Source organism: Sphingopyxis sp. YF1 (genome assembly GCF_022701295.1).
Lineage (GTDB): Bacteria > Pseudomonadota > Alphaproteobacteria > Sphingomonadales > Sphingomonadaceae > Sphingopyxis.
Genome location: NZ_CP033204.1, coordinates 2941484 through 2956542 on the forward strand (window position 1 = coordinate 2941484; position 15059 = coordinate 2956542).

Here is a 15059-nt window from a genome sequence, read left to right on the forward strand (position 1 = left end):
CTACATCGATATATCGATCCCGCGCGAGCGGCCGAGCCATTGCTGGAGGTCGTGAGACAGCGATCCTGTCGCAGACGGTTTCAGGCCCAGCTCGGCGCGGCGCTGCTGGAGCAGCGACTCGAGCTGCGGGTCGCGGTGCAGGCTCTTCGCCATGTCGGACAGGCTCGCGCGTGCCTGGTCGCGCGCGGCATAGGTCGGCGCTTCGCGAACCCGAGCATTCGCTTTCTTCCAGTTCGTGACGAACAGCTCGGCGCGCTTCTCGGTCTCGGCGGCGAGCCTATTTGTTTCAGCGGCGCGGCGCGGCCCCTCACGCGCCGCGCGGTCCGCTGCTGCGCGTCCGGCCACGCGCGCAGCCTCCTGCCGGTCTATCGCCGCGATCGCGTCGGCAGTGCGGCCCTCCGCCGCTTCGCTGGTGAGCGTATAGTCCTTCCCGAACGCCTCGCGCAGGTCGCTCGCGCCGCCGGGCCGCAACGCGTCAACTTCCTCCCGGGCCTTGCGATAGGCGTTGAGCTCGTGCGGCAGCTCCTTTCCGCCGGCACGCCGGACATCGACGATCTCCTTCGTCACCCGCGCAAAGCGCTCGACCGCCTTGTCGAGGGGCGACCGCGTAACAGCCGGATCGAAAGCGTGGGCACGGACCCTCACCTCGGAGAGGCGAACAGTGCGCGGCGTGGCGGGCGCAGGCTCTTCGAGCGCCTTGCGCGGGACCGTAAGTCTGAGCCCGTCGAACATGGAGCGCTTGGGCTCTGTCGCCTTCGCGACTTCCCGAACCCGGTAATCGCTCGCCATGTCCTTGCCGCACTCGCGGCCGAGCGTACGAACAAGCTTCGCCCGATTGGCAAAGTCGTCGCAGCCATAATGGACATCGACCGCCTCGCGATGTCGCGACAGCGCCACATAGGCGCTGTGCCGATCCATGCCCGGGGTCGCCAGCACCTGCACCCGATCCACCGTCATGCCCTGGGCCTTGTGGATCGTCGCGGCATAGCCGTGATCGACCTGCGCATAATCCTTCACGTCGAACGCGACGCTGCGGCCGTCGTCGAGCATCACCGCCATGCGCATCCGGTCGACATTCTGCACGGTACCGAGCGAGCCGTTCTTCACGCCAAGGTCTCGCTCATTCTTGAGGAACATGATGCGGTCGCCCGGTGCAAAGGCGCGCTCGCCGCGCTCGACCGTCAGCGCCACCTCTTTGCCGAGCGCGCCGCCCGTCTTCAGCCGGTCGCGAACTTCCTCGTTGAGAGCCCGCACCTCGTCATTGGTATGGGTCAGAATGATCCGGCTGGCATCCGGATATTGCTGCCGATCGCGCTCCCAGGCATCGACAAGCTCGGCGCGCGCGGCTTCGCGGGTGTCGGCAGCGTGGACAAAGCCCGCGTCGGCATAGCGTGCAACCGCCTCGCCGGTTCGCCCCGTTGCAAGTTCTCGCGTCGCCTCGCGCTGCCACTCTTGCTGCTGGCGGCGGATGTCCATGATCTCGACGGCGCCGTGGCGCTCGGCGGCGGCGCGGAACGCCGCTCCAGCTTCGATCGCCTGCAACTGCTCGGGATCGCCGACGAGAACGACCTTGGCGCCCTGTCGTTCGGCCTCCGCCATAACACGCTCGAGCTGCCGCGTGCCGACCATCCCCGCCTCGTCGATCACGAGGATATGTTTGTCGGTCAGGCGCTCGCGATCATTCGCCCATTGATGTTCGAGGCTGGCAAGCGTGCGCGAACCTATGCCAGAGCCTTGTTCCAGACCCTCCGCAGCGATGCCCGACAGCGCTGCTCCCAGTACCCGATAGCCCGCCGCCTCCCACGCTTCGCGGGCAACACCGAGCATCGCGCTCTTGCCCGTTCCGGCATAGCCGATGACGTTGCTGACGCCGCGTGCCGATGTGACATGATCGAGTGCACCGCGCTGCTCCGGGGAAAGCTGCAAACCGCGATCAAGCGCGCGCTCCAGCGCCCGTTCGCGATGGCGGTCGGTAACGGCATGATTACGCCGCGCGTCAAGCGTGGCGGTCGCCCGTTCCAGCCGTTCTTCAGTCTCGATCATCGACCGCGACGTGAACCGATCATCGCCGCGCCCGTCCTTGCCGAGCGCCACCAGGTCGGGAGAAGTTTTGACCGCCGACATCACAGCATCGAACTGCTCCTTGCCGTCGCTGTGGCGATGCACGAACATGGCGAGGTCCCGCGTGGTGAATGTCGCCTGCCGATGTGTGATAGCGTCGAGCGCGATGACGGGATTGGCGAATATCTTCTCGCCGTTCGATCGGGCGATCTCCAGATGCTCGCCATGCCGGGCGGACTCAAGCCCCTGCCCCGCCATACGCGACGCCGCCGGACCGATCTTGTGCTGCGGCTCAAGGTCGATGCCCTGCGCTTCCAGCGTGCGATGATCGACGCGCGCCTCGATGTCGAGCGCGGCAAGGCGCTCGTTGACATGCTCCGCCCAGGCTTCGCGCCAATGGGTCAGCAGCTCGGTGCGGTTCCAGTCGCGCACCTTGGCGCCGAACTGGGAGCTTCCATCCTCCCCAATGCGGATTTCGCGCATCGTCAACATGACGTGCGCGTGAGGCTTGGCGAGGCCGTCGGCGCCGATATCCCAATGGACATTGAGGTCGGCGATCATGCCGCGGTCGACGAACTCGGCTTGCACAAAATCACGCGCCAGCTCGATACCCTGCTGCTGCGTCATCTCGCGTGGAATTGCGAACTCGACTTCGCGCGCAAGCTGCGCGTCCTTGCGAACCTCGACAGCTTCGATATGATTCCAAAGCTGCTCGCGATCCTGCCAGCCCTCATTGGCATTCGTGGGCAGCAACACCTCGCTATGCACGACGCCCGCCTTGTTCGTGAAATCATGGGAGCGGCCGAGCCGCTCGTCATGCAGGCGGTCTGCTGAGCGATAGGCAGCGGCCGCAACGGCCGACGAGCCCGCAGCGCGTGAAATCACTTTTGCTGAGAAATGATAGATCGCCATGGCGGCGTACCATTTACGGCAAAACGAGCACGTCGGCACGACGTATAAGCGCGCCCTCACACGATTTCATCGCGCTCGGGATCACAAAGTCGCAAGATATTTCAGCTGCTTGAACGAGGTTGAGACTCTGCATAGCTGGTTCGTCCAACCCTCTCAAACGGAAGGACAGACGATGCGCAGACCCCGTAATTTCGATGCCGAACTCCAGGCGCTCACCGCCAAGGCAAAGGCTCTCAAGACGAAGAAGCAAGGTCAGCTCGGCGAACTGATAATCGCAATCGGCGCCGACGCGCTAACAATCGAACAGCTTGCCGGTGCGCTGCTCGAAGCGGTCGGGGCCGACGCTGCGCGGAAGGAGGCGTGGCGCAAGAGCGGCGCAGCCTTCTTTCGCGGTGACAGCGCCCGTGCTCGCAAGGACGCTGGCCGGAACGCGGGAGGCGCATCAGCGAGCGGTGCAGGCCAGCAACCGTCTTCAAGCGCAGCGGGCGCGACATGACACGCGGGCGTGGCAGGTGAAGCGCCGTGAACGCACGCGCCAGCTGATCGAGCTTGGCGGCCTCGTCGCCAAGGCCGATCTGGTCGAGCTGACCGGCGACGACCGCGCGGTCTTGCTCGGGCTTCTCGTCGAGGCTGCTGCAACGCTGCGCGGCGAAACGCGCGAGCAGCAATTGATGAAGTGGCGCCGCCGGGGGCGGCGCGCATTTTCGGCGGCGAGTGCCGAGGCTATTTAGCCTTGGCGCGGCCGCGCGCAGCGGGCTTGCGGCCACCGCCGCGGCCCTTGGTGCCGAGACCGATCTGCTTGGCAAGTTCGCGGCGCTTCTCGGTATAGTTGGGCGCTGTCATCGGATAATCCTTCGGCAGATTCCACTTTGCGCGATACTCGTCGGGCGTCATGCCGAAATTGGTCATTAGGTAGCGGCGCATCATGGTGAGCTTTTTGCCGTCTTCGAGGCAGACGATGTAGTCGGGCTTCACCGACGCGCGCACTGACACCGCAGGTTGCTGCGGTTCGGGTTCCGGCTCGGCGCTCGCGGAAAGACCAGTGAGCGCTTCGTGCACCGAGCGGATAACCAGCGGAATGTCCGATATGGCAACGCTGTTGTTGCTGACGTGCGCGGCGACAATATCGGCGGTCAGCGTGACCAGCGTTTCATGATCTTCCAATTTCAACTCTCCCTATTCGGCGGCGCGGTCCGCGCTGCCGAGCGCCGCGAGGTGATCGCGGCAAATTTTCTCGACGAGGCCTTCGAGGACGGCCACGCGTTCGCCGATCCAGGTCAATTCCTCGGCGCTGATCTTGTAATGCGGCGATTATGCCGAGCGTCACACTATGCCGAGTGTACGCGGGATGCCCGCACTTTCCCGTAACTTTGCGGTGATCGGCTCGGCATAGTTTTTAGCATCCGATCTGGACCAATCGACACCGCGCGGCCGCAATGAGGCCTTGCCACGGAGCGTGAAGATGGCGAGACTCCGCGCATGAAGAACGATGTCGATCATCTCCCGCCGGCGCAGCAGGACGAACTGGCGCTGGCAACGCGGATTTTGATGGACGAATTTGCCCTCGCGACCTCGCGCGCGACGCAACCGTGGAAGAAGAACGGCAAAGTCCGGAAGATCGTCCTGTTCGGCAGCTATGCGCGCGGCGACTGGGTCGACGAGCCCGACAACGGCTATCAGTCGGACTATGATCTGCTGATCATCGTCAGCCACGAAGACCTCACCGAGATCGCGGATTATTGGTATGTCGCGGAGGACAAGATCCTGCGCGATACCGCGATCACGCGACCCGTGAACATCATCGTCCACACGCTCGACGAGGTGAACCGCGGGCTGAAGCGCGGCGAATATTTTTGGGTCGACATCGCGCGTGACGGGGTCGTGCTGTACGATCTTCCCGGAAGCGAGCTGGCCACCCCGATGCCGCTGACGGCGGCCGATGCCTATGAGATGGCAAGTGAATATCTTGCAGAATGGCTGCCAAGCATCGACCGGGCTTTGGCCACGGCAAAAGAACAGGAACTGAAGGGCGCGGATGACCTCGGCTGGCGCAAGGATGCCGCGTTCTCCTACCACCAAGCGGCAGAGCGAGCGTACACCTGCTTCCTTCTGGTGCGCAGCCAATATGTCCCGCGCTCGCATAATCTGAAGTTCTTGCGTTCGCTCGCCGAGGACCGGGAAACCCGGCTTGTCGAGGCCTGGCCGCGGGCGACGAAGACCGATCGCCGGCGCTTCGAGCTGGCGAAGCGCGCGTATGTTGAGGCTCGCTACTCGGCTGCATACGCCATCGACGGTGACGATCTGCAGGCAATCCGGGCAGCCGTGACCACGCTGCGCGACACGGTCGAGACGGTGTCGCGCGAATGGCTCGACGGGCTCCGCCAGAAGGCAGACCTTTGATCTGATCACCGCGGCGGCGCAGGTTACAGTGCGTCGAGGAAAGCCAGCAGCCGATCTTCCGGTTCGAACCGCGCGGTCCGCTTCATGTCATGCGGCTGGAGCTTGGCGAGCGCAGCGGTCTTCAATCCGATATGCGCGTGGAGATAGGTCTGCGTCGTCTGGATCGACTCATGCCCGAGCCACAGCGCGATCACCGACAGGTCGACACCCGCCTGGAGCAGCTCCATCGCGGCGGTGTGGCGCAGGACATGCGGCGATACCCGCTTGTGTCGTAGCGACGGGCACTGCGCCCGCGCCATCCGGACGTGCTTCGCGAGCAGATACTGGATGGCGTCGGAGCTGAGACGACCGCCGTGGATCGTGGGGAACAGCGCCGATGCTCTGCCGCGTGACGGTTCCTTCAGCCAGGTCGTCATGGCGGCGCGAACCTGACCGGCGAGCGGCGTGCGCCGTTCCTTGCGGCCCTTGCCGACGCATCGGACGTGCGCGCCGGTGCCAAGAGCGACGTCGCTGCGATCAAGACTGGCTATCTCCGAAAGCCGGAGGCCGGTCTGGATCGCAAAGAGCAGCAGCATATGATCGCGGCGGCCGAGCCAGCCTGTTCGGTCGGGCGCGGCGAGGATCGCGTCGATCTCCGGGCGCGACAGGAAATGGACCTCGCGCTTCTCAGTGAGCTTGCCGGGGATCGCGAGAATGCGCTGTATCTGCCCGCTGCTTGCCGGTTCCTCGAAGGCGAGGAAGCGGAAGAAGGCCCGTATCGCGGTAAGCCTGAGGTTGCGGGTCTTGGCTCCGATCGCGCGGCCCGCTTCGAGATCGTCGAGGAAGGCGATGATGAAGGGGGCGTCGAGATCGGCGAGATCGAGCTGCGAAGGCGGCTTCCCGAGCCTGCGCTGAGCGAAGCGCAATAGCAGCCGGAACGTGTCGCGGTAGGAGGCGACGGTGTGCGGGCTGACACCGCGCTGATGCATGAGGCGCTCAGCGAAATAGCGTTCGATCAGCGGTGCGATGGAGGAAGAGCGGGTCATGACGCCTGCTCCCACCGGGCATCGAGCCGCCGCGCGGCATGTTCCATCAGCTCGGGGCAGGCTGACAGATACCAATAGGTGCAGCTGGTATGGCTGTGCCCCAGATAGGTCGACAGGACGGGCAATCGCTGCTCGACATCGTCACCGGCGCGATACCATCGCAGCAGCGTGGCGACGGCATAGCTGTGGCGCAGGTCATGAATGCGGGGGCCGCGATAGGCATCGCCGGGACGCCGCAAGCCGATCTGGCGGGCGACGTTCCGAAATATCAGATGGACCGCGCTATGATTTAGCGCGCGCCCCTGTTCGCCTACGAAGAATGTCGGGCTGATCGGCGTGGGAAAGAGTGCGTCGCGGCGCTTGGTGTAATCGTTGAGCACGGCGACCGCGGTCGAATGGATCGGAACGAGCCGGGACTTGCCGAACTTGGTGTCGCGGATGGTCAGAAGGCCGGCCTCGAGATCGGCATCATCGCGCTTGAGCCTCAACGCTTCGCCGATCCGCAATCCGGTGACCGCAAGCAGGCCGAAAATGCAGTAATAGGTCCAGCGATGCAGGCCCTTTGCCGAGCGGACAGCCAGCATCGCATCGAGCAAGCTGCCGATCTCCTGGTCGGTGTAGATATGGGGCGTTCGGCGCTGCCTTGCCGCGAGCATGTCCGTCGGCGGAATCTGGGTGCGTGGCTCGGTGCTCGATAAATGCCTGGCAAAGGTGCGAACGGCCGACAGGCGTTCCGGCCACGTTGGCGGGCTTGCCTCGCTGGTAGCCCAGTCGAGGGCCAGCCTGGTGGTGATGATCGTCGCGCCCTGTTGCTCCATGTAGCCCACGAAACGCGCTAGCAGATAGGCCTCGCATCGCAGCTTGTAGCCAAACCCGCGGCGCATCGTGATGTAGCGATCGAGCGCATCGCGCAGCGGGCTCATTGTACAGCTCCCGGCCATGGCAGGCTCAGGGTGCGAAGGCTCGCCAGATCGACCTTTGCGTAGATGCGCGTGGTGTTATGATCCCTATGGCGCAGGATCTGGCTGATCTGGGTCAGAGCGGCGCCTGAACCGAGAAGCTCGGTCGCGAGACTGTGGCGGAAAATATGCGAGCCGCGATGGGCGATGTCGCCGATCCCGGCTCGCCGGAGCGCTCTTGCAGCGATATCCCGGATGCCGGTCGCTGGCGGGAATCCCGAATGCGGCGGGTAGGCCTTCAGGAAGAGCTGGCGGTGACCCGATGCTGGACGGCCGCTCTGAAGATATGCGGCAATGGCGGCGCCGACGTCGGGAGGCAGCGGCATGATCGCCGGCTGCCGCCCCTTGCCTCGGATGCGGAACTGGCCCGCGCGCCAGTCGATGTCGTCGAGCGTGAGGGTTGCGACCTCCTGTGCCCGGAGGCCCAGCCGGGAGAGCAATAGCAGGACGGCATAGTCGCGGCGTCCAGACGCGGTGCTCCGGTCGCAGTGCTGAAGCACCTGCTCGAGCTGAGCAGCTGAGAGATAGGTCGGAAGCGCTGTGAAGCGCCACTTCTTCACCGAAGGGACACAAGCGGCAAGATCGTGCTCGATCAGGCCTTCGACGTGGAGATATCGCAGGAACGATCGCAGCCGCGAGCACATCGCAACCGCTGTTGCCGCGCTGGCATCGCGGGCGCGCCGTTCGACATATCCGAGGACGTCGGCCGTTGTCAGCCGAGCGAAGTCGTCCGGGTCGGTAATCGTCATGTCGCGCAGAAATGGGCGCGTGAACTTAGTATAGGCCGCGCACGACCGTGCGTTCAGACCAAGCCGATGGTCGAGATATGCGCGGTAGCGCTCAAGGATATGATCTGGGGGACCGAGCAAACGCGGTGCCGCCGGAGCCACGATCCCCGCCTCGCGGACAACCTCCAAAAATCTGCCGATCGCCGCCGGGTCGCCGCCGCTCAAACCGCAACCTCGATCCTCGTCCCTGAAAAAGCGATCGACGAGCTGGCCGCTGATATCGCCGCGATCGAAACGATGCCGGATCATCCACTGGATGAAGCAGTTGACGATCCTGACCGAATATCTTGCCGTGACCGTGCTGTAGCCGTCCTTGCGCAGCCGGGACGCGTACAGGTCGATGCAGTCCCTGAAGGGTCCCGCGCGCAAATCGCGGACCGTCCAGCTGCCGTTCAAAAAATCATCCAGCGTCATGGCTTCCTCCTCTGCAATGAGTGCAGGGAGGAGCGTAAAACTATGCCGAGCCGATCACCGCAAAGTTACGGGAAAGCGCGGGCATCCCGCGCCCGCTCGGCATAGTTGCGCGCTCGGCATAATCGCCATTATGCCGAACGCGGCATAACTTCGAGTAGCGCGCATTGACATAGGCGAGCCGCAAAAGCTCGAAGCAACGGCGACTGAATTTGTCGTCGCGCGGCCAAGCTTTGACCAGCGCCGGCGCAATCTGCTCACATTGCGAGCGCAGAAAATTGAGGCGATGGGATTTCGGGCTGTAGAGGGACAACACCAGCAGCACGCAGTGATAATAGCGCTCCACCGCTTGGTGATAATTGAAGGCTGCGACCTTCTCGGCATCACGTTCCCGATGAAAGTCGGCTCCCGCGCGAAATTCCGCCGCCGTAGAGAACCATTCTTCAAAATGCTTCTCTGCCTCGATACGCGCTTCTTCGGGCGGCAGATTACGTGGTTGCGCAAACTCGTATCCCTCGGCTTCATAAAGCGCGATACCCTGCTCGACGATGTCGACAAAGAACGGCCGTCCGCGCTCAAGCTGCGCGTTCACGTCCTTCAAGGAGTGAACGATGAAGCTTACCGGCGCGGTCAGCGTGTGGTTGATCGTGACCTCGCGCATGAGCCGATCCTCGGCGGCTGACCAATGCTCGAACTCGGTCAGCCGCTCATTGTTGACGACGACAAGAATATCGAAGTCCGACTGATAGCCGCCGACCGGATCGTCGACCCAATCGCCGCGCGCATAACTGCCGTAGAGGACGATCTTGAAGATGCGACCTTTGCGGTTCCAGTCCGAATTCCCGCGCGCATGCGCGGTTTCAAATTCCTCGAAGAGGATGCGCACGACATCGGCAAGTTCGCGCTGCTTGGATTGCGGGAGATGATCGAGGCCGGTTCGCATTGCGGCAACCTTAGGAAGGCGGCGGGCCGGATGGCAAGCGCCATCCCGCCCGCCGCCGATCAAAGCCATGGCCAGACCAGATGCGGGAAGCGCGAATGGAGGCAGCGCGACCACATGCCAAGAGCGCGGGCGAAGTCGGTGGTGACCTGATCGATCGTGACACCGTGGCGCGACGCTAATTCCTCATAGGGCGTTTCATCGAAGCGGATCGACAGGAAGATATCGCACTGACGTTCGGTCATCTTACCGAGCGCGATTACCATGCGGCGCTCGGCATCCTCGAGGGTGACGGTGGAAAGATCGCGGCGCCTCATGGTTCGACTCCCGCGAAGTCGAGCAGATAGTCGCTCGCCTTGCTCGCCTGACTGGCGGCGCGGAAGATCGCCTTCTCGTCATCCCGCAGCACCGACAGCCACGACGCGATATAATCCGAATGCCGAACGGTCGGCGCGATGCCGAGCGAGGCGCAAGTAAACGCCGCCGCCAACTCGGCGACAAGCTCCTCCTTGGCGTAAGCCTCCGATCCAAAGCCGCCTCTCTGGTCGCGATCTAGCCTGCTGCCGTGACCCGTCCAATGGGCAAGTTCGTGCAGCGCGGTGCGATACCAGTTCAATGGCTCGTAGAACGCGGCTTGAGGCGGCACCTGAACGAAATCATGGCTCGGACTATAGAAGGCCTCGGCGCCGCCGATGTTGAACCGCGCGCCGCTCGCTGCGATCAGCGCATCGGCCTCGGCGATGGCGAGCACCGGATCGGGGCTGACCATGGGGAAGGTGTAATCCTCAGGCAGACCTTCGCACTGATCGACATTGAACACGACAAAGCGCTTCAAAAAAGCCACCTGCCGCGCCTCGCGATCCTCGCCGCGTGCCGCCTCGGCTTCGGCCTTCGGCGTAAAGCGGTCGGCATAGCAAATCACCGTTCCCTTCTCGCCGCGCCGGACGTTGCCGCCCGCCGCCTCGGTCTGCCGGTAGGTTAGCCAGCGCTGTGAGGCATAGCCGCGATGGACAACCTCGGCCCAAAGGATCAGCACATTGATCCCGCTATACTTGCGGGCCGTCCCCGCATTTTGCGGCATCGTGCAACCACACGCCGCACCATCCCACGGCTGCACCCATGGCAGCCGCCCTTCTTCAAGCTCCGCGATGATCCGGTTGGTGACCTCCGAATAGAGACTGGCATTCTCGATCCGTTCCTTGCGCATGTCGCTTCTCCTTCCCGCCAACCGCACCCCGGCCCGGAAGGGGCGGAGGTGGGCGGCAGGAAGGAGCCTGCAGACCCGCATCATCGGGCGGGCTGCATCCGAAGGACCGGAACGAAGTGGCGGACCCGCGGAGCGGGTTGCGGCCCGGCCGGGCGGGGCTAGAGGCGAGTGACGCCCACCTCCGCCCCCGCCGCGCCGGGACAGACAACGCCGCCGCGCTAGCGGCGACCTTTGATCCATCTCACGACTCGGACGACGACCGCGTCGCTCGCGGCGCGTCAATTTGGGCGCGACCGTCTCAGACGGTCTCATTCGACAAGGGTGAGACGAATAATCCACATCGGATCGAAATTTTTTCTCAGCGCACCGAAGTACCGTTGGGTGCCAGCAGGAACCAGCAGCAACCAACAGGAAAGAATTGGCCGCATTTGACCGCTTAGCGACCCTTCTCAAGCCATTGACGTCGATAGATGAATTCCCATTCTCCTCTCAGGGAGCATCAATCGCAGCCAGTAAATGAAGGATATGTGCATGGCGTCTCTTCCCTCCCCTGACCGCTTTATTCGCCTCGATGCCGTTCTCGACCGTACCGGACTTAGTCGGGCAACCCTCTACCGGAAAATTGCCGCAGGTACTTTTCCGCCGCAGCACAAACTCGCCGAGCGATGCTGCGGTTGGCGCGAGTCCGAGGTCCGCATCTGGCAGCGCAACCCCATGACATTCACCCTCGACGACCTACCGCCGGACGAAGTTTGAATAGCCCCGCACGCCAAAGCCCCGCGCCGCGGTTCGCGGCGCGGGGTGGAAACCCGCCTCAGTCGGCGGGGTTCCAGATCAGCGCGTAGCCGTCCTCGCCATCCTGGCCGGGCGCGCGGCCGAGGTTCGCATAGAGCCGGCGCGGCCCAAACTCGGGGGCTGCGAGGCTCACCGATACATAGGGCTCACCCGATTGCTGCCCGACGCGGATCCAGCCGGCGCCGATTTCGACGCCTTCGGACCAGACCCGGTAGTCGGGCTGGACGTCGCCGCTCTTCGAGCGGTTGGTCCGGATCTCGATCGCGGCGCGGATCGAGAGGGTCTTGAGCTGGCCCACGAAACCCGTTTCGATGGTACCGTTCACAAAGCCGATAGCTGCCATTGGTCGTCTCCTTGAAGTACCGCGGGACCGTCCCTGCGGCATGGGCGGACCAGGAACCGGCGCGCAAGGTGTGCCGCGAACCCGCAGGGCCGCAGCGCAAGCGGAGGAGTGCGGCGGCGCGATTATTTGGAGCGAAGCGGCCGCGAGGAGCGTGCGCAGCACGCGGGGAAATAATCGCGCCGCCGCGCTTTCGCGGGGCGCCGCGCCGGTTCAGGTCACATCGCCCGTCGCCGGGATGGTCCTGCAGAACAGGTGGAGCGAGCCCGCGCTATCCGCGTGAACGATCAAACGCAGAAACTTGAGTGAGAAAGGCGATCTAACCGCGAACTGTGGGTACGATCAGAGCGGCCGCGCCCGAGTTGGCAGTCCGTCTTCCTATCAGCTCATGCCGCGCGGCAAGAAAACCATGTCCAAGGCATGCGATTTGGCGTTTCCGTACAATCCTAGGGTCAGAACCGATATTATCGGGCTCGCCAACTTCCGTCCGGGCTTGGCGATTAGCGACCCCGGCAAGTCAGGATGGTGGGGCGAAGGATGCAGCATCCTCGTATGGGCGGCGCGAAGGCAACTTCGCGTCGCCTCTTTCTTTAGCTGAACCGCGGGCCGTCGCCGCTTGCGGCGGCGGCGCGCCCAAGTCATGAGCGCCGCGCCGGCCCACAAGGCCGGCGCGTCATTTTGCGCCCGCAGAAAATATGGCGGGCGACCGAAGCCGCCCGCCGTCATTTCATGCTGCCAAAGGCTGTGCGTCTTTCGCATCGGGTTCGGGCGCTGCCGGAGCCGCAAGCTCATGCGCGACCCGCCGCGCCGATTTGACGCTGCCGACCCCGCCCCGCGTCGTATAGGCCGAAGGCGGAAAAGCCATCCACTGCGGCACCCACGGCTCGGCCTTCGCTCGGCCGTTCGCCCCTTCAAGGCTGTCGGCGATGATCGCCTTCAGCGCCTTGCCCTTCTCACCGGCATTCGCTGCGGCGACCTCCTGTCCCGCAACCTCGCCGACGATGGCGAGCAGCACTTCGCGGTCGCGAAGCTGGTCGAAGAAGGCCGCGTCCGCCGACCAGTGCTGGCGCATGTCGGTGCCGAGATAGAGGCCGATCATCTCGACCGCGTCGCTTCCCGCTCGCAGCGTCTCGCCCATGACGATCGCGACGATCTCCAGCACCACCGGGTCGGGGAGTTCGAGCAGCCGCGCGAAGAGCGGGGCAAAAGGGGGTCGGTTCAGCGGCCTTCCCGTGACGGTTGGCGCCTCCTCGTCGAACCCCAGCACCGCCAGTACCGCACGGCGCTTGAGGTCGAAGGCCGTCTCGGCAGGACAGGTTTCGACGCTCTCGGCAATATCTTCCTTCGGCGCGCGCTGGCTCTCGACATCGACGCGCCAGAGGTCCGCGCCCGCGATCACATGCGCGAGCATCGCCCGCAGCGCTACGCCACCGTGCCCTGCCAGATCGGCCCGCACCGCCGCATGGCGGTGAAGATCGATATAGGCATTGAGCGGCCCCGACACCTCGGGACGCACCGGCTTGGCAATGACGGCATCGCCCTCGCCGCTCCCACTGCCGCCCGACAGCCGCTTCGATACCTTGGTCGTGACGAACCCTTCGTGGAACGTCACCTCGCCGCTCTCGCGAACCTCGATATAGATACGGCCGCCCTTGCGCTTGCCCGCATGGGCGTAATCCCACGACCGGAACCAGTCGCCCCGCGCCATGATGACGACATCGGACCAACCAGCTTCGATGTATGCGGCCTTGCGCGCCTCGATGGCTTCCACCTGCGCCGACCAGAAAGCATCGCTGTCGGCAAAGAAGCTGTCGTCGCCGAACAGGTCGGACACGACAGCGAGCTTCGATTCCGCGACATCGAACAGCGCGTGCTTCGCCGCAATGGCCGTGCCGCCGAACAGCCACGCTTTCAGCTGATGGCCGGTCGGACAATAGGCGCCTTCGTCGTCGAACAGCGCCAGCCATGCCTTCTGCTGGCTCTTGGATGCGAGGGTCAGATGCCGGACGGTGGCCGGATCGATCTCGCCACCGCGATAGAGAGTGCGGATACGCGGCAAGAGATTGCCGAGGGCGAGGATGCGCTTCACCGCGCACGGCTCGAACCCGAAACTGTCCGCCACCTCCTCGACGCTGCGCCCCGCTTTCACGAGCGCGACAAACGCTTCCCACTGGCTCACCTCGTCGGGCTGCACCCGCGCGAGATTTTCGAGCATCGACGCTTCGAGCGCATCGGCATCGTCGCCTTCGTCGAGAATGGCGCAAGGAATGGGCCGAACCGCCCCGCCCTCGCGCGCGACCGCGCCGACAGCGGTAAAGCGCCGTCGCCCCGCGACGATCTCGTAATGGCCTTCCGAGCAGTTCGGACGGACGAGCAGCGGAACCAGCACCCCGCGCGCGCGGATGCTCGGCATAAGGTCGGTGACGTCGGGGTCTTTCCCCTTCCCGCGCATGTTGGCGGCGGCGATGGACAGGTTGCCCAGATCAATGAAATCAAGCTTCATGACTTTCTTCCTTCTCTTCAACCACACCCGGCCCCGGACGGCGGGGCGGGCGGCGAGAAAAGGCGACGGGATCGCGCCAAAGGACGGCGCGCACCCGAAGGGCTGCAACGAAGTGGAGGAGCCGGGCATTGCCCGGCTTGCGCGACGGCCGAGCGGTCCCATAGCCGTGCGCCGAACGACACGCTGTCCGTGGCCGGCAAACCCGGCAACGCCGCCGTGCGGTCAGCGCGGCGCCAACACCGGATAACAGACGCGCCCTTGGCGAAGCCGCGGGCGGGGCGGCGTGCGCGCGCAGATGTGCTTAGCCGCCGCCCCGCCAAGACAAGCAAGCAAGAGCGCCGCGCGGGAACCCAAGCAAACGCGCGACCTCTGGCGGCAGCCTGCCGCCGTCAGTGCGCGCTCATTTGAGGCCGCGCTCAATTTGCGGCAGAATTGCGCCCGATGTCAGCCATTCCTGCCTTGCTTGGCGTCTGCCTGTAAGCGGTCATTTGATCGCGGCGCTTATCGCCACCGCTTCCCGCCCGATGTCTGCGGTCCCGACTTCGATTAGCGTACATCTCAAACTGGTAATTTGGTTCGCAGGCTATGCTCGCCCACGATGCAGAGAATGGTCCGATGCGGATCCTTTTTCGTCGCAGTTATCAGGCCGAACCTCCGACGATCGCCTCGGAAATGCTTAAGTTTCTCCAGGAGTGCGCCGAATTTGGTCGCCGCGCAT

At 64.3% G+C, this 15059-nt stretch carries 14 protein-coding genes; 4 read left to right on the plus strand and 10 right to left on the minus strand.

All coding sequences use genetic code 11. From position 1 onward, the window contains the following. Nucleotides 1–2973 (minus strand): Ti-type conjugative transfer relaxase TraA, encoded by a 2973-nt coding sequence (gene traA / locus EAO27_RS14360; protein ID WP_242770877.1) that lies wholly within the window; start codon nt 2971–2973, stop codon nt 1–3. 172 nt (nt 2974–3145) lie between these two features. On the opposite strand from traA, the gene EAO27_RS14365 reads away from it, so the two are divergent. Together EAO27_RS14365 and EAO27_RS14370 are read left to right on the plus strand one after the other, a co-directional pair. Next, nucleotides 3146–3469: a conjugal transfer protein TraD gene (locus EAO27_RS14365; RefSeq protein WP_242780596.1), complete on the plus strand. Its 324-nt coding sequence runs from the start codon at nt 3146–3148 to the stop codon at nt 3467–3469. A 16-nt stretch (nt 3470–3485) separates the two neighbouring features. Next, complete coding sequence (locus EAO27_RS14370) at nt 3486–3704, plus strand: conjugal transfer protein TraD (RefSeq protein WP_126494925.1); 219 nt, start codon at nt 3486–3488, stop codon at nt 3702–3704. On the opposite strand, the gene EAO27_RS14375 is transcribed toward EAO27_RS14370, so the two are convergent. Then, entirely contained in the window at nt 3697–4137 is a 441-nt protein-coding gene (locus EAO27_RS14375; RefSeq protein ID WP_126494927.1) for a MucR family transcriptional regulator, read from the minus strand. The two genes, EAO27_RS14370 and EAO27_RS14375, sit on opposite strands and share 8 nt — an antisense overlap. A gap of 315 nt (nt 4138–4452) precedes the next feature. Here EAO27_RS14375 and EAO27_RS14380 point away from each other — a divergent pair, with 315 nt between their 5' ends. Continuing rightward, nucleotides 4453–5373 (plus strand): nucleotidyltransferase domain-containing protein, encoded by a 921-nt coding sequence (locus EAO27_RS14380; RefSeq protein ID WP_242770879.1) that lies wholly within the window; start codon nt 4453–4455, stop codon nt 5371–5373. A gap of 23 nt (nt 5374–5396) precedes the next feature. On the opposite strand, the gene EAO27_RS14385 is transcribed toward EAO27_RS14380, so the two are convergent. Genes EAO27_RS14385 through EAO27_RS14410 form a run of 6 tightly spaced genes read right to left on the minus strand, consistent with a single transcriptional unit; the run spans nt 5397 to nt 10703 of the window. After that, entirely contained in the window at nt 5397–6473 is a 1077-nt protein-coding gene (locus EAO27_RS14385) for a tyrosine-type recombinase/integrase (protein ID WP_242770881.1), read from the minus strand. Further along, nucleotides 6395–7321, minus strand: a complete 927-nt coding sequence (locus EAO27_RS14390; RefSeq protein WP_242770883.1) for a tyrosine-type recombinase/integrase — start codon at nt 7319–7321, stop codon at nt 6395–6397. Before EAO27_RS14390 ends, EAO27_RS14385 begins: the two co-directional genes overlap by 79 nt. Next, on the minus strand, nt 7318–8559 hold the full coding sequence (locus tag EAO27_RS14395; protein ID WP_242770885.1) for a tyrosine-type recombinase/integrase: 1242 nt from the start codon (nt 8557–8559) through the stop codon (nt 7318–7320). Before EAO27_RS14395 ends, EAO27_RS14390 begins: the two co-directional genes overlap by 4 nt. A gap of 40 nt (nt 8560–8599) precedes the next feature. After that, the gene (locus tag EAO27_RS14400) at nt 8600–9568 is read right to left on the minus strand and encodes a HEPN domain-containing protein (RefSeq protein ID WP_242770887.1); all 969 of its coding nucleotides are present in this window, start codon (nt 9566–9568) and stop codon (nt 8600–8602) included. Then, nucleotides 9559–9813, minus strand: a complete 255-nt coding sequence (locus tag EAO27_RS14405) for an RNA polymerase subunit sigma (protein ID WP_242770890.1) — start codon at nt 9811–9813, stop codon at nt 9559–9561. The genes EAO27_RS14400 and EAO27_RS14405 overlap by 10 nt, the downstream gene beginning before the upstream one ends. Next, nucleotides 9810–10703 carry a zincin-like metallopeptidase domain-containing protein gene (locus EAO27_RS14410; RefSeq protein ID WP_242770892.1) on the minus strand — a complete coding sequence of 298 codons (894 nt, stop codon included), beginning with the start codon at nt 10701–10703 and terminating at the stop codon, nt 9810–9812. Before EAO27_RS14410 ends, EAO27_RS14405 begins: the two co-directional genes overlap by 4 nt. Nucleotides 10704–11234: 531 nt before the next feature. Between EAO27_RS14410 and EAO27_RS14415 the strand changes: the two genes are divergently transcribed. Beyond that, nucleotides 11235–11459: an AlpA family phage regulatory protein gene (locus EAO27_RS14415; RefSeq protein ID WP_126494935.1), complete on the plus strand. Its 225-nt coding sequence runs from the start codon at nt 11235–11237 to the stop codon at nt 11457–11459. A 58-nt stretch (nt 11460–11517) separates the two neighbouring features. On the opposite strand, the gene EAO27_RS14420 is transcribed toward EAO27_RS14415, so the two are convergent. Continuing rightward, nucleotides 11518–11841 (minus strand): DUF736 family protein, encoded by a 324-nt coding sequence (locus EAO27_RS14420; RefSeq protein ID WP_126494937.1) that lies wholly within the window; start codon nt 11839–11841, stop codon nt 11518–11520. A gap of 724 nt (nt 11842–12565) precedes the next feature. Continuing rightward, entirely contained in the window at nt 12566–14341 is a 1776-nt protein-coding gene (locus tag EAO27_RS14425) for a ParB N-terminal domain-containing protein (RefSeq protein ID WP_242770893.1), read from the minus strand. Nucleotides 14342–15059 lie beyond the last annotated feature (718 nt).